Consider the following 14,648-nt stretch of genomic DNA (forward strand, 5'->3'; position numbering starts at 1 on the left):
CGTCGGGGTGCTCCCGGTCATCGAAGGCCATGCCGCCACGGCATGGTCAAGAGCTACAGCAACCGGTCCTCCACCGGCGCGTGCGAGATCAGCTCCGGCGCGCCGTCGGTGACGATGATCTGCTCCTCGAACTTTGCGCCGACCGTCCCGCCCGGGCGGCCGGTGTAGCCCTCGACGCTGATCACCATGCCGGGCAGCAGCTCGCCGTCGTGGTGCCCGTCGACGACGATCGCGGGGTACTCGTCCGCGGCGCCGCAGCCGTGGGCGATGAAGGGGTAGCGCAGCTGCCGGTACTCGGCGGGCAGCCGCGGACCGAGCAGCGCGCCGAGCTCGCGGAAGCTGCGCCCGGCGCGGAACTCGGGGATCGCCTCGTGCACGAACCCGTGCGCGGCGCGGTAGACCTCGCGCATCTCGCGGGTGGGTTCCGCGTCGCCGCACACGTAGCTGCGCGAGATGTCGGTGAGGTACCCGTACGGGCCGACGAGGTCGGTGTCGAAGGCGACCATCTCGCCGTCGCCGACGACCCGGTGGGTCGCCTCCTGCATCCACGGGTTGGTGCGCGGCCCGGAGCTGAGCAGGCGGGACTCGGCGTGCAGGGCACCCTGCGACACGGTCTCCTGCGCGAGGACCGCCCACAGCTCGAGCTCGGTCATGCCGGGCTTCATGCGCTCGAGGAACCCGCGGACCGCGAGGTCGGTGAGCCGGGCGTTCTCGCGGTGGATCGCGAGCTCGGTCGCCGACTTCACCGCGCGCGCCGACTCGATCGCGGGCACCGCGTCGACCACGCGCCGACCGAGACCGGCGAGGGCGAGGAACACGACGGTCTCGGCGCGGTCGACGCCCAGCGGCGCGTCGCCGAGCCCGCGGGAGCGCAGCTCGTCGTCCACCGCGGCCATGGCCACCGTGGCGTCGCCGGCGCTGTTCGGCCCGGAGCCGAAGAACGTGAAGGCGTGCGCGGGGCGGATGTCCCCGTGGGGCCAGCGCTCGCGCGCGACGTGCATCGCCTCGGCGGACTCCCAGAGCACCGGCGCGGACTCGGCGAACACGAGCGCCCAGCGGTACGAGCAGTGCAGGTTGGCGACGAGGAAGGGGCCGTCGCAGGTCACGTAGCGGACGTTGCCCGGGTCGAAGAGCACGGCCGCGGCGATCCCGGCGTCGGCGAGCGAGGCCCGGGCGCGCGCGAGCCGTTCGGCGCCCAGCGCGGGGACATCGACCGTGAACGCCGCCATGCCGCGCATCGTGCGGCCGCCGACCCGTCACGTCCATCGACGGCGCGGACACACCACCGTGTACGCCGGGTACACGATCAGCCCTCGGGGTCCCGTCCTGGCCGTGGCGACCGGTGGAGGCGGACCGGACGCCGAGGGGTAGAGACGGCGAGGACGGACGCCGCACGCTGGGCCCATGAGCGAGACGAGCATCGAGCGCGCCGGCGAGGGCGGCTTCCCGTACCTCCTGCACGAGGGCGAGGCGCCCGTGCAGGCGCAGTGGTACTTCCGCACGCAGACGCGGCTGCCGGTCGCCGTGCACCGCTGGGTGTTCCCGCCCGGCGCGACCGAGGGCAACCACGCCCACGGCCCCGATCACCCGCTGGACGAGCTCTACCTGCTCGTCACGGGCCGGGCGACGATGACGCTCGGCGCGGAACGCGTCGAGATGGTGGCCGGCGACGCGCTGCTCGCCCCCGCGGGCGTCGAGCACGGCGTGCGCAACGACGGCCCGGAGCCCGCGGAGTTCGTCGTCGTGTGGGGCGAGCCCGGCGAGGGGTTCGACTGGAGCCCGTACGGCACGGGCCGCGCCGCGGAGGCCGCCGCGGAATCCTGATCGCCGCACAGCACTCACCTCGTCACGGGCACCGGACCCAGCAGCTCGATGCCGTGCCGTGCGGCGACCTCGAGGACGTCCTCCATGCGCGGCTCGCCGTCGGCGGTGAGGGCGTGCGCCGCGCGCGTGAAGGCCTCCATCGGCCCGGCCGGGGCGTGGACGCCGAACGCGACCGCGTCGACGTCGGCCTCGTTGCGGATGGTGTGCGGCGTCCACCCGGCGAGCGGGACCACGTCACCGAGCCCGGCGACGACGCGCTCGACGGGGTCGTCACCCACGTAGAAGGTGAGCTCGCCCGAGATCACCGAGTAGACCTCGCTCGGCTCGTGGCGGTGCATCACCGGCGGGCCGCCGCCCGGTGGCATGCGGAGCTGCACGGCGAACAGCGCGCCGCCGGTCTGCTCGCCGCTCGCGAGGATGACGACCTCGTCGGTCCCCAGCCGCAGGCACTCGCAGGTGGCAATATCGACAGGTAGCTTGTCCATATACCGAGTCAGACAGGAGACTTGTCGAATGTCAAGACCCCGGCCCGTGACCGACGGGCGCGAGCGCCCCGTCAACCTCGCCGTGCTGATGCGGGACGGGTTCAAGGCCCTCAACGACCGCGTGCTGCACCGGCTCGCCGCGGAGGGCCACGAGGCCGTGCGACCGGCGCACAGCGCGGTGTTCGAGTTCCTCGACGAGACCGGGACGACCGTGAGCGCGCTCGCCGACCGCGCCCAGATGACCAAGCAGGGGATGGCCGAGCTCGTGCGCCACCTCGAGGAGCACGGCTACGTCACGCGCGAGCCCGACCCCGACGACCGCCGGGCGAAACTCGTCCTGCTCACACCCGCCGGCCGCGAGGTGGTCCGGATCGCCCAGCGACTCGTCCCGGAGCTCGAGCAGCAGGTCGCGGACCTGGTCGGCCCGGAGCGCGCCCGGGCCCTGCGCGAGGACCTCACGGCGATCGGACGGCTCGGCGCGACCGACCCGTGACGTTCTACAGTCTTGCCACGCATCGAGGTTCTTTTGTAGATTTTCGTGCCATGCCGTTCGTCATCGCCGACCCCTGCATCGACGTCACCGACAAGTCGTGCATGGAGGAGTGCCCCGTCGACTGCATCTACGAGGGCGCCCGGAAGCTCTACATCAACCCGTTCGAGTGCATCGACTGCGGCGCCTGTGAGCCCGCGTGCCCGGTCGAGGCGATCACCGAGGACCGGCACGTCGCCGAGGGCAGCGAGGCCTTCGTCGACGACGGCGCCGCGTTCTTCACGATCGTGCTGCCGGGGCGCGACGAGGCGCTCGGCGAGTACCCCGGCGGCGCCCGGGGCGTGGGCGCCGTGCCGGCCGACACCGCCCTGGTCCGCGACTTCCCGCGCCGGGGCTGACACGGTCGTGCAGGCGGCCCTCGCGGGGCAGGGTGTCGCCCTCGGCCGGCACCACCTGGTGCACGGGGCTGATCGAGGACGGGCTGCTGGCCCCGCGACGGCCCGCGAGGACGGCTGAACCCGCCCGTCAGCCCCCGTCAGCCACCGGTCGTCCCCGCCGCCGTCGGCAGCGGGAACGGCGCGAGCCGGTGGGACGGCGGCTCGGTGCCGTGCAGGTGGCGGGCGGACGAACCAGTCCCAGGTCCGGCGCGTCGTGTAGTGCCGGCGACCGAACAGCGAGTGCTCGACACCGGGCACGATGAGCATGTCGACGTCCTTGTCCGCCGCGATCAGCGCGTCGACCAGCCGCAGGGTGTGGAACGGCAGCACGTTGTCGTCGAGCTCGCCCTGGATCAGCAGCAGCTTGCCCTGCAGGTCCGCGGCGAGCTCCGGGGTCGACAGCGCCCGGCGCGCCTCGTCGTCGACGGTGCCGTGGTACCACTCGATCCACATGGGGACGTACCAGCCGACGTCGTGGTTGCCGGCCGAGGCGACGCCGACCCGGTAGAGCTCCGGGTGGGCGACCAGGGCCCGCGCGGTCGCGAACCCGCCGCCGGAGTGCCCGGTGATCCCGACCCGTTCGGTGTCGATCCACGGGTGGCGCAGGGCGAGCTCGCGGATCGCGGCGACGTGATCGACCAGCGCGCCGGCGTCGTCCAGCGCGCCCCACGACGCGTCGTGGAAGGCCTTGCTGCGGCCCGGCGTGCCCCGCCCGTCGACGGTGACGACGGCGAACCCGAGCGCGGCGAACGCCTCGGCCTCGCCCGGGATCACGGTGTCGAAGCCCGGCGACGACCGGTGGATCTGCGGGCCGGGGTAGATGCAGTCGATCACCGGGTAGCGCCGCTCGGGGTCGAGCCCGTGCGGCTTCCAGAGCAGCCCGTGGATCGGGGTCCTCCCGTCGGCCGCGGTGGCGCGGAACCGCTCGGGCGGCTCCCACCCGAGTGCGCGCAGCGCGTCCGCGTCGGGCGCCTCGAGCTCCACCAGGACCTGCCCGTCGCCGCCGCGCACCACCGCGCGCGGCGGGGTGGCGACGTCGGACGCCCGGTCGACGAGGTGGCCGCCCTCGGGCGGGCTGACCGCGTCGTGGTCGAGCGCGTCGTCGGTGAGGCGGGTGAACCCGGTGCCGTCGAGGCCGATCCGGCAGATCTGGCGTACGTAAGGGTCGTCGACGAGCCCGGTGGCGAGGAACCACACCTGCCGGCGCTCCTCGTCGACCCACAGGACCCGGCGCACCAGCCACTGCCCCCGGGTGACCTGCGTGGCCTCGTCGCCGTCGTACCGGTACAGGTGCCCCCACCCGTCGCGCTGCGACCGCCAGAGGACCTCGCCGGTCGCGAGGACGTGGACCATCGGCGTCTCCCCGAGCACCGGGGTCGGGTCGACGCGGGTCGCGCCGCGCTCGCTCACCAGCGTGGTGATCTCCCCGGTGGACGGGTCGAGACGGCGCAGCTCGAGGGTCCGGACGTCGCGCGAGCGGTGCACGAGGTGGACGGCGTCGCCCGTGTCGCCGGACGACCACCAGACCGACATGAGGGCGCCGGGGTGCATGAGCGGCTCGGGCGCGGCCTGCTGCTCCACCGCGGTGCGCGAGGGCACGTCGAGCACGACCCACGCCAGCGTCGGCTGGGCCTCGTCGCCGGGCACCGGTAGCGGATGCGGTGCGCGACCGGGCGGCCGCCGCCGACGGGCGACGACTCCACGAGCACCTGTTCGGGCAGGTCGCGCTGGTCGATGCGGGGCACGAGCAGCCGGGTGGAGTCCGGGGACCAGTGCACGATCAGCGGCTCGAGACCGAACCGCCGCATGAGCATCCCCGAGTTCAGCGGCTCGGGCAGGAAGCCGTAGCCGTGGTCGGGCTCGGCGTCGTCGGTCAGTGCGAACTCCTGCTCGCCGTCGCGGGAGCGGACCCAGATGTCGCGGTCGCGGCGGAACGCCACCCACGCCCCGTCCGGCGAGACGACCTCGGTCGGCCCGACCTCGGGCTCGTCGACGCGCACGCACGTCCCGGCGCGGTCCGACCACTCCCACAGGGCGTCGAACGCGGCAAAGCGCACGGCGTCGGGCTCGCCGCCCTCGCGCGGCGGGACCTCGGGGTCGATCGCGGGGAACGGGAGGTCGTCGGCGGACAACGGCGTGCCCGCGGCCACCGAGAGCGCCGCGGCGAGGCGGTCGTGGTCGAACGCGTCGCGGCGGCTGCCCTCGCCCGGGTCGACCAGCACGAAGCGCGAGCCGACCCGGTACCAGAAGCGCGTGCCGCCGGCGAACCACTGCGGGTCCACCGCAGCGCCGGGCACCCGGCGCGCTCGGTACGGGGCGAGCATCTGCTCCGCGCGGGCGTAGTCGGCGTCGTGCAGCTCGGTCACGGTGCGTCCTCGGGGTCTCGGCGTCGTCGGGACCGACGGGACACCCGGCCGCCGCGGCACGGTCAAGAGCACCGACCGGGTGATCCAGGACATGCTTGACCGTGCCCTGGCGTCAGGGTGTCGGCTGCCGTCGTCAGCACCTCCGCCCGTGGGGAGACGACATGACCCTCCCGCTGCCCCAGCAGATGCTCCTGCTCTCCGCCGAGACCGCCCGCCACCGGCTCGACGTCGCGAGCGTGCTCGTCCGCGGCCCGCTCCTGCGCGCCGCCGCGGCCGCCGACCTGGCCCTGCACGGCGCGCTGCGCCCGTCCGGACGCCGCGGGCGGGTCGAGCGGACCGGCGCCGGGGACGCGGGCGGTGACCCGTTCCTCGCCGCCGTCCTCGACGCCGTGCCCACCGACCGCGAACGCCGCTGGTTCGGCGTGGTCGACGAGGACTTCCACCTCGCCGAGGACGCGGTGCTCGACGGGCTCGAGGCCGACGGGACGATCACGACCGAGCGGCGCCGGGCGTGGGGCCTGTTCCCCGTGCGGCGCACGACGGTCACCCGGCCCGCGCAGGTGACGGAGCTGCGCGAACGGGTGCGCGACGCGGTCCTGGGCGGGCACGACCCGGCCGAGGTCGCGATCGCCGATGCCGTGCTCGCGGTGCTCGCCGCCGACGGCGGGGTCGGCGTCGCGTTCGGGATCCGCGAGCAGCACCGCCACCGCGCGGCGTTCAAGGATGTCGCCGACCGCGTCGAGGCGCGCCTGCCCGGCTTCCGCGAGGGCACGCTCTACGCGATCGCCGCGCGCCGGGCCGCCGCGTCCTGAGCCGCGCGGTCGGTCAGCCGCCGTGCACCAGCAGCACACCTACGCCACGGGCGAGGACCTGGCGCACCAGCACCGCCCGGCGGCGACGCAGCGTCTGCACCGGCGCCTCCGCGAGATCGCGAGCCGGGACGTCCCCTCCGCCGTATCCAACGTATAGCGGAGAGGGGGACTTGCCACAAGCCCCGGGCCGTTCTGCACCATTCTGCGGTCGCCGTCGCGAGGAGGCCTGTGTCGGACCAGGGGCATGACCGGGAATTGCAGGACGAACGGCGCTACGTCGCCGATCTGTACGCGCGTCTCGACGAGCAGCGCCGCGCGGCACGGGAGGCGTACCGGGCGGCGCTGGGGAACGAGGAGTCGCCGACGGACCGCGACGTGACGGTGCGGGCCACGGCTGCGCAGGTGAGACGCCTGGACGTCGCGGACAACGGGCTCTGCTTCGGCCGGCTGGACGGCCTGTCCGGCGAGCGCTCGTACATCGGACGGATCGGGATCCTCGATGAGGAGAACGACCACGAGCCGCTGCTGATGGATTGGCGGGCCCCGGCCGCTCGACCATTCTACACCGCGACCGGCGCGAATCCGGAGAACACGCGTCGTCGTCGCCGGTTCCACACCCGCGGGCGCCGGGTGGTCGATTTCACCGACGAAGTGCTGGGCCGTCCGGGAGAGGGCGACGGCACCGACACGGACGCGGCGCTCCTGGCCGCGGTGAACGCACCGCGCGGCGAGGGCATGCGCGACATCGTCGCCACGATCCAGGCCGAGCAGGACGAGATCATCCGGCTCGAGCACCCGGGGGTCACGGTCATCGAGGGCGGCCCCGGCACCGGCAAGACCGTGGTCGCGCTGCACCGCGTCGCGTACCTGCTCTACACCCAGCGCGAGCGCATCGAACGCCACGGCGTCCTGGTCGTCGGGCCCAACCCGGCGTTCGGGGACCACATCGGCCAGGTGCTGCCCTCGCTGGGCGAGTCCGACGTCGTGTTCGTGACGCCGGGCGACCTCGTCCCCGGCCTGCACGTCACCGCCGAGGACGGCCCGGTGGCGGCGCGGGCGAAGGGGTCGCTCGCGATCCTCGACGTGCTCGCCGGCGCGATCGCGGACCGTCAGCGGTTGCCCGACGAGCCGCGGGAGATCGAGCTCCAGGACCTCAGGGTGCGCATCGACGCCGCGACCGCGCAGTGGGCGCGCGAGGAGGCGCGGGCGACCGGCCTGCCGCACAACGAGGCCCGCGCCACGTTCCGCGAGATCGTGGTCTACGTGCTCACCGAGCGGGCGATCGGGCGCATCGGCCGGGGCTGGCTGACGCGCGACGACACCGCGGCGTGGGAGCAGATGCGCACGGAGCTCCTCGACGAGCTCGCCGAGCACGAGGGTTTCGCGGCCGCGCTCGACGCGCTGTGGCCGGTCCTCACGCCCGAGGACGTGCTGGGGCGGCTCTACGAGTCCCCGCAGCGGCTGCGCGCCGCGGGCGCGGACCCCGCGCTGTTCCGCCCCGACGGCGCCGCGTGGACGGTGTCGGACGTCCCGCTGCTCGACGAGCTCGTCGACCTCCTCGGCCGCGACCCGGCGGCGGCACGGGCCGAGGACCGGGCCGCCGCGGCCGAGCAGGCCGCCGCGACCGAGTACGCGGCGGGCGTCATGGAGATCCTGACGCTGGACCGCGAGGAGCTGGACGAGGATCTCGGGGTGCGGGTCGAGGACCTCATCGCGGCCGAGGGCATCGCGGACCGGTTCGAGGAGACCGACACCCGCGAGCTCGCCGAGCGCGCCGCCGCCGACCGCGACTGGACCTACCGCCACGTGGTCGTCGACGAGGCCCAGGAGCTGTCGGCGATGGACTGGCGGGTGCTGATGCGCCGCTGCCCGGCCCGCGCGTTCACCGTCGTCGGCGACCTCGCCCAGCGCCGCTCCCCCGCCGGCGCGAGGTCGTGGGGCGCGATGCTCGACCGGTACGTCGCCGACCGCTGGGTGTACCGGTCGCTGACGCTCAACTACCGCACGCCGGCGGAGATCATGACCGTCGCCGCGGCCCTGCTCGCCGAGTTCGCGCCGGGGGTGACACCGCCGGAGTCGGTGCGCGCGAGCGGTGTCGTGCCGTGGGCGCGGCGGGTGGATTCCGCGGGGCTGTCCGCGGGCGTCGAGGAGTTCGTGCTCGCCGAGGAGCCGGTCGAGGGGACGAGCGTGGTGATCGGTCCCCCGGAGGTCCCCGGGGCGGTGGCGCCGTCGGCGACCAAGGGGCTCGAGTTCGACGCCGTGCTGGTGGTCGAGCCGGAGCGCATCCTCGCCGCGGGCCCGCAGGGTGCCGCCGACCTCTACGTCGCCCTCACCCGTGCGACCCAGCGGCTGGGCGTCCTGCACACGGGCCCGTTGCCGGCGGCGCTGACCGGGCTCGCCGAGACTGCCAGGGTGGGGACGTGAGCACCCTCGACTGGTACGGCTGCGCGACGTTCCGCCTGCGCACCGCGGAAGGCCTCACCGTCTGGCTCGACGCCTACCTGGACCGGGTCCCGGACGCCGAGCAGAGCGGTGTCGGCGTCGACGACGTCACCGCCGCCGACTGGATCCTCGTCGGGCACAGCCACTTCGACCACCTCTGGGGCGCCGAGCGCATCGCGGTCCGGACCGGGGCGACGGTCGTCGGGTCCTACGAGTCGGTGCGCGTGCTGGCCGCGGCCGGGGTGCCCGAGGAGCAACTGCTCGCGGTGGGCGGCGGCGAGCGGGTGGCCCTGGACGCGAGCACGTCGGTGCGGGTGCTGCCCAGCCTGCACTCGTGCGTGTGGTCGTCGCAGCCGATGCCGCCCGCCGACGAGGTCTGCCTCGGCGAGACGGGGCTGACGCTGCAGGAGCGCAGCGAGCGGATGCGCGCCCTCTGGGCGGGCTTCGGCGCGCTGGGCGACGACGTGCGCGCCCACATGCAGGCCGCGGACCAGGGCGAGCGCGGCGACGGGGGCGCGCTGGTGTTCGTCGTCGAGACCTCCGAGGGCAGCGTGCTGTTCCAGGACACCATCGGCTGCTGGAGCGGGGTGCTGGGGCAGCAGTCGCCGGACGTCGCGATCCTCGCCGTCGCGGGACGCGGCAACCGCGACGGCGAGCCGGTGCAGGGCAGCACCGCGGACTTCGTCGCCGAGCAGGCCGCGGCCCTCGGCGCGCGCACGGTCGTGCCGTGCCACCACGACGACTGGCTGCCCGGCTTCTCGCGGGCGATCGACACGGCGCCCATCCGCGCCGCCGTCGCGCGGGCCGCGCCGGGCACGACGCTCGTCGACCTGCCCTACGCCTCGGGGTACGCGCTGTTCCGGTGACCCGGCCACGGTCGCCACCGGCCACGGTCGCCACCGGCCCGCCCGTCGACGCGCACGTGTGGGACCGGCGCGGACGGGAGAGGCTGGGGGCATGGCCGCAGACGGGCCCGTCGAGCAGCCGGCGGGCATCCCCTCCGACGTCGTCGCGGCCTTCGAGGACATCCCGGCGGTGCTCTGGGCGTTCGAGGGGCCCGAGCACCGCGTCGTCGCCGCCAACCGCGCCGCGCGGGCCAGCATGGGCTTCCGTCCCGACATCGTCGGGCGCCCGATCCGGGAGGTCGCGCCGGAGCTCGAGGGCCAGCAGGTGTTCGAGACCCTCGACGAGGTGTGGGCCCGCGGGGAGCCGGTGATCGGCGACGAGCGGCGCATCCTCGTCGACCGCGACGGCGACGGCCGCCTCGAGGAGGACTTCTACTCCTACACGTTCGTCCCCACCCACCACGCCGACGGCTCGATGCGGGGCATGACGGTGCACATCGGGCGGGTCACCGACGAGGTGCTGCGCCGGCGCGTGGCCGAGACCTCGGCCGCCGAGTCGGAGCGCCGGCTCCACGCGGCGCAGGACATCGTGCTCACCCTGCAGCGCTCGCTGCTGCCCGCCGCCCTGCCGGTGCTGCCCCGCGCCCGCCTCGCCGCGCGCTACGTCGTCGCCGGCCAGGAGCTCGCGGCCGGCGGCGACTGGTTCGACGCGGTGCCGCTCGCCGACGGGCGGCTGGCGGTCGCGGTCGGCGACGTCGTCGGCCACGGCGCGGCCGCGTCGGCGGCCATGGGCCGGTTGCGGGCGGTCGGCGCCAACGCGCTCGCGGCCGACCGCGGCGTGGCGGGGACCCTCGCCGAGCTCGACCGCTTCGCGGCCCGCGAGCGCGCCACCCGCGCGGCCACCGTCTGCGTCGCGGTGCTCGACCCGGGCACCGGCGAGCTCGAGCTGGCCGCCGCCGCGCACCCGCCGCCGTTCGTGGTCACCGCCGGGGGCACCGCCCGCTGGATCGACGTCGCCCCCGGCGCGCCGCTGGGGACCGGGGCGCCCGTCCCGACCCCGACGCTCGACCGGCTCGGCCCCGGCGACGTGCTCGTCCTCTACACCGACGGCCTGGTCGAACGGCCCGGGCACCCGCTCGGCGACGGGCTCGAGGCGCTCGCCCGCACCGCGGTCGCCGCCGGCCACGAGCACGTCGAGGACGACACGACGGTGCCGACCGCGCAGGTCGACCGGATCGCCGCCCTCACCGTCGAGCGCCTGGGCTGGACCGGCGGCGGTCACACCGACGACGCGACCCTGCTCGCGGTCCAGCGCACCGCGGAGCCGACGGCGCCGTTCACGCTCGACATCCCGGCGCACCCCCGCGGCCTGCGCACCCTGCGTCGCGGGCTCGACGCCTGGCTCGACGCGGCCGGGGTCGGCGAGGACGACACGGTGGCGCTGGTCCACGCCGCCGGGGAGGCCGCCACCAACGCGATCGAGCACGCCTATCCCGATCCGCCCGCCGACGGCGACGGCGTCCGGATCACCGCCGGGCTCGACGACGGCGGAGGCGTCACCGTCACCGTCGCCGACACCGGGAGCTGGCGCGCTGCCGCCGAGGAGGCGGGCGGCCGCGCGCGCGCTGATGATGATGCGCGGCCTCGTCGACCGGGTCGACGTCGCCACCGGGCCCGACGGCACCACGGTGACGCTGTCGACGCCGGCGCGGCGCGACGTCCTCGTCAGCGCCTTCGGCGACGACAGCACGCCCGCCGCCCGCGGCGTGCCCGAGGACCTGAGCACCGAGACGCGCGGCGACGTGCTCGCGGTGACCGGCCCGATCGACACCGGCACCGTCGAGCGCTTCCGTCACCGGGTGCTGGAGGTCGCCCGCGGCGGGGCACGCAAGCTGACCGTCGACCTCGACGGCGCCTCGGTGTTCTCGAGCTCGGCGGTGCAGGCCGTGCACGAGCTGCGCCGCGACCTCCCCGGCCTGCGCCTGCACGCGGCGGGCATGAGCGTCGCGGGACGGGTCCTCGCCCTCACCGGCCTCGACGACCTGCTCGACGACACCTGACCCCGGGCGCTCGGTCCCGCCCGGCCATGGCCGCGGTGCTCGTCGTCGCCGTGGTGCTCCTGCCGCGCTCGATGATGGTGCTCAGGTCGTCCGCGGACGGCTCCCGCCGCGGGGACGCAGGGTGACGCCCGCGTCGAGGAGCAGGCGCCGGACGTGGCCGAAGCTGCGGCCGGTGTCCTCGGCGAGACGCATGAGGCTCGCACCCGCCGCGTAGCGCTCGACGACGTACCCCGCGAGCGCCGCCCGATCGTTCGCCACCGTCTTCGACACCTGGCATCTCCTTCCGTCGGTTGCGGGGGACGGTAGGCACGCGCGGACGCCGGTGCGCCGAACCGTCCAGGATTGAGACATGACCTCCCCCCGACCCGGACAGCTGTGGCCGGAGCAGCCGGCGCCCACCGAGGACGAGATCGCCGCGCGCGTCCGGACCGAGCGCCACGGCCACGACGGCCACGTGCTGTCGGTGACGATGACCCGCACCGACAAGCGCAACGCCGTCGACCTGCCGATGACGACCGCGCTCGACCGCGCGCTGGGCACCCTCGACGACGACCCCGGGCTGCGCTGCGGCGTGCTCGGCGGCGGGCCGACGGTGTTCTGCGCGGGGACCGACATCGCGGTGGGTCCCGGCGCGCCGACCCCGCGGGGCGGCAACTACGGGGTCGTCGCCCGGCAGCGCACGACGCCGCTGGTCGCGGCGGTCGAGGGCATCGCGTTCGGCGGCGGCTTCGAGATCGTGCTGGCGTGCGACGTCGTCGTCGCGTCGCGCACCGCGCGGTTCGGGCTGCCGGAGGTCGGGCTCGGGCTGGTCGCGAACTGCGGGGCCCTCTTCCGCGGGCCGCGCGCACTGCCGCCGATGGTGGCGCGCCGGATGCGCTCACCGGCGACCCGCTCGACGCGCCCCGGGCGTACGAGCTGGGGCTGGTCAGCGAGCTCGTCGAGCCCGGCGAGGCGCAGGAGCGCGCCCTCGAGCTCGCCGAGCGGGTCGCCGCGCGCTCCCCCGTCGCCGTCACGGCCACGCTCGCCGCCCTCGACGCCGCGCTGCACGACGCCGACGCGCAGGGCTGGGCGGACACCGACGCCGCGGTCGCGCGGGTCGTCGACAGCGAGGACCGCGTCGAGGGCGTGGCCGCGTTCTTCGCGAAGCGCCCGCCGGTGTTCCCGGGACGCTAGCGCGCGGCCCGGTCAGTACGAGCGCTCGAGCCCGAGCACCGACTGCGCCAGGTAGTTCAGCGCCATGGCCTGCGGCAGCGGCGCGAGGCGCTGCAGGCGCGCCTCCCGGAAGTAGCGCTCCACGTGGAACTCCTCGGCGTAGCCGAAGCCGCCGTGGGTCTGCACGGCGGTGTCGGCGGCGAAGAACCCGGCCTCGGCAGCGACGAACTTCGCGGTGTTCGCGGCCTCGCCGGCCGGGTCGCCGCGGTCGACCCGCCACGCGGCCTCGGCGACCACGAGCGACGCCGCGTGCAGGCGCGCGTGCGCCTCGGCCAGCGGGTGCGCGACCGCCTGGTTGGCGCCGATGCTGCGCCCGAACACCCGGCGCTCCTGCGCGTACGCGACCGCGCGGCGCAGCGCCGCCCGCCCGGTGCCCAGCGCCTCCGCGGCGATGAGCACGCGCTCGGCGTTGAGGCCGTCGAGCAGGTAGCGGAACCCGCGGCCCTCCTCGCCGACGAGGTCGTCGCCCGACACCGCGAGTCCGTCGTAGGACACCTCGCACGACGCGACGGCGTTGCGGCCCATCTTCGGGATCGGGGTGATCGTCACCGCCGGGTCGCGCAGGTCGGCCAGGAGCAGGCTCAGGCCCTCGGTGCGCCGCGTGACCTCGGGGAGCGGCGTCGTGCGCACCAGCAGGAGCACCTTCTCCGACTCGAGCGCCTTGGACGTCCACACCTTGCGCCCGTGCACGCGGTAGCCGTCGCCGTCGCGGACCGCGCGCGTCGTGATCGCGGTGGTGTCGAGCCCCGCGTCGGGCTCGGTGACACCGAACGCGACGTGCAGGTCGCCGGTCGCGATCCGCGGCAGGTAGCGCTGCCGCATCGCCTCGCTGCCGTGCAGCACGACCGGATGCATCCCGAAGATCGACATGTGGATGGCGCTCGCGCCGTTCATGCACGCGCCCGACGCGGCGACCTCCTCGAGCACGATCGCGGCGACCGCGATGCCCTGCCCGCCCCCGCCGTACTGCTCCGGGATGGCGACGCCGACCCAGCCGCCCGCGGCCATGGCGTCGTAGAACGCCCGGGGGAACGTGTGGGTGCGCTCGCATGCGGCCCAGTAGTCGTCGTCGAAGCGGGCGCAGAGGTCGCGGACGGCCTCGCGGACGAGCCGGTGGTCCTCGGGTTCGCGGAAGTCCACGAGGTCACGCTACGGGCTGCGCCGCCGACGCCGGGACGATCACCGCGCCTGCTGCGCGCGCTCCGCCTCCCGCGCCGCGACGTCGGCCGCCGAGCAGAAACCCCGCCGGCTGCGCTTGAGGCAGAGCAGGCCGAGCAGGGTCCCGCGCGGGTCGACGACGGCGAGGCGCCGGCCGGTCATCGCGCGCCACGTGGCGTCCAGGTCGGCGTCCGGGCCGACGACCCGGCCGAGCAGCTGCCCGCGCTCCACCGCCGGCGCGTCGGGGGGCGCGCCCTCGAGGTCGGCGCGCTCGACCACCGCGAGCAGCACGCCGCGGGCGACGACGAGCAGCGCGTGCACGTGCCCGTCGGCGAAGACGTCCCACGCCTGCGCGACCGTGGTCTGCGGCGGGCACACCTTCGGCCGGCGCAGCATGGCGTCGGCGACCGTCGTCCCCGGCGGCCACGTCCCGCCGCGACAGGGCGCGACGGACGGGACGGTCATGGCGGACCTCCCCGAGCTCGTCGTGGTCTCCCCCCGACTGTCTCATCCCCGC

The 14,648-nt window shown here is 75.4% G+C and carries 12 protein-coding genes and 3 pseudogenes; 9 read left to right on the forward strand and 6 right to left on the reverse strand.

The features are described from left to right. Window positions 1-53: 53 nt before the first annotated feature. Window positions 54-1,229, reverse strand: coding sequence for a M24 family metallopeptidase (locus PHK61_RS12355; RefSeq protein ID WP_274281275.1), 1,176 nt, complete (start codon window positions 1,227-1,229; stop codon window positions 54-56). A 175-nt stretch (window positions 1,230-1,404) separates the two neighbouring features. On the opposite strand from PHK61_RS12355, the gene PHK61_RS12360 reads away from it, so the two are divergent. Beyond that, window positions 1,405-1,824: a cupin domain-containing protein gene (locus tag PHK61_RS12360; protein ID WP_274281276.1), complete on the forward strand. Its 420-nt coding sequence runs from the start codon at window positions 1,405-1,407 to the stop codon at window positions 1,822-1,824. 14 nt (window positions 1,825-1,838) lie between these two features. Here the strand turns inward: PHK61_RS12360 and PHK61_RS12365 are convergent, their stop codons facing one another. Then, window positions 1,839-2,309, reverse strand: coding sequence for a cupin domain-containing protein (locus PHK61_RS12365; protein ID WP_274281277.1), 471 nt, complete (start codon window positions 2,307-2,309; stop codon window positions 1,839-1,841). Window positions 2,310-2,355: 46 nt separating this feature from the next. Between PHK61_RS12365 and PHK61_RS12370 the strand changes: the two genes are divergently transcribed. Then, window positions 2,356-2,802, forward strand: coding sequence for a MarR family winged helix-turn-helix transcriptional regulator (locus PHK61_RS12370; protein WP_274281278.1), 447 nt, complete (start codon window positions 2,356-2,358; stop codon window positions 2,800-2,802). A 101-nt stretch (window positions 2,803-2,903) separates the two neighbouring features. After that, window positions 2,904-3,197, forward strand: coding sequence for an indolepyruvate ferredoxin oxidoreductase subunit alpha (locus PHK61_RS12375; protein ID WP_337993956.1), 294 nt, complete (start codon window positions 2,904-2,906; stop codon window positions 3,195-3,197). Window positions 3,198-3,479: 282 nt separating this feature from the next. On the opposite strand, the pseudogene PHK61_RS12380 reads toward PHK61_RS12375, so the two are convergent. Beyond that, window positions 3,480-5,695 (reverse strand): annotated as a pseudogene (locus PHK61_RS12380) (S9 family peptidase); the annotation flags it as partial. 68 nt (window positions 5,696-5,763) lie between these two features. Here PHK61_RS12380 and PHK61_RS12385 point away from each other — a divergent pair. From PHK61_RS12385 to PHK61_RS32030, 5 genes and pseudogenes are all read left to right on the forward strand, one after another. Further along, a complete protein-coding gene (locus PHK61_RS12385; RefSeq protein WP_274281279.1) occupies window positions 5,764-6,414 on the forward strand; it encodes a GPP34 family phosphoprotein in 651 nt (216 codons plus the stop codon). 228 nt (window positions 6,415-6,642) lie between these two features. Continuing rightward, window positions 6,643-8,838 (forward strand): RNA polymerase recycling motor ATPase HelR, encoded by a 2,196-nt coding sequence (gene helR, locus PHK61_RS12390; protein ID WP_274281280.1) that lies wholly within the window; start codon window positions 6,643-6,645, stop codon window positions 8,836-8,838. Next, window positions 8,835-9,722, forward strand: coding sequence for an MBL fold metallo-hydrolase (locus PHK61_RS12395; RefSeq protein ID WP_274281281.1), 888 nt, complete (start codon window positions 8,835-8,837; stop codon window positions 9,720-9,722). The genes helR and PHK61_RS12395 overlap by 4 nt, the downstream gene beginning before the upstream one ends. Before the next feature lie 91 nt (window positions 9,723-9,813). After that, a pseudogene (locus tag PHK61_RS12400) lies at window positions 9,814-11,316 on the forward strand (ATP-binding SpoIIE family protein phosphatase); the annotation flags it as partial. Window positions 11,317-11,335: 19 nt separating this feature from the next. Next, window positions 11,336-11,761, forward strand: a complete 426-nt coding sequence (locus PHK61_RS32030) for an STAS domain-containing protein (protein ID WP_420791388.1) — start codon at window positions 11,336-11,338, stop codon at window positions 11,759-11,761. Window positions 11,762-11,842: 81 nt separating this feature from the next. On the opposite strand, the gene PHK61_RS12405 is transcribed toward PHK61_RS32030, so the two are convergent. Continuing rightward, window positions 11,843-12,031, reverse strand: a complete 189-nt coding sequence (locus PHK61_RS12405) for a helix-turn-helix domain-containing protein (RefSeq protein ID WP_274281283.1) — start codon at window positions 12,029-12,031, stop codon at window positions 11,843-11,845. Window positions 12,032-12,269: 238 nt separating this feature from the next. On the opposite strand from PHK61_RS12405, the pseudogene PHK61_RS12410 reads away from it, so the two are divergent. Then, window positions 12,270-12,934: pseudogene (locus PHK61_RS12410) on the forward strand (enoyl-CoA hydratase-related protein). A gap of 12 nt (window positions 12,935-12,946) precedes the next feature. Here PHK61_RS12410 and PHK61_RS12415 read toward each other — a convergent pair. Next, the gene (locus tag PHK61_RS12415; protein WP_274281284.1) at window positions 12,947-14,113 is read right to left on the reverse strand and encodes an acyl-CoA dehydrogenase family protein; all 1,167 of its coding nucleotides are present in this window, start codon (window positions 14,111-14,113) and stop codon (window positions 12,947-12,949) included. Window positions 14,114-14,152: 39 nt separating this feature from the next. Next, window positions 14,153-14,596 carry a CBS domain-containing protein gene (locus PHK61_RS12420; RefSeq protein WP_274281285.1) on the reverse strand — a complete coding sequence of 148 codons (444 nt, stop codon included), beginning with the start codon at window positions 14,594-14,596 and terminating at the stop codon, window positions 14,153-14,155. Window positions 14,597-14,648 lie beyond the last annotated feature (52 nt).

Source organism: Actinomycetospora lutea, from assembly GCF_028737205.1.
Lineage (GTDB): Bacteria > Actinomycetota > Actinomycetes > Mycobacteriales > Pseudonocardiaceae > Actinomycetospora > Actinomycetospora lutea.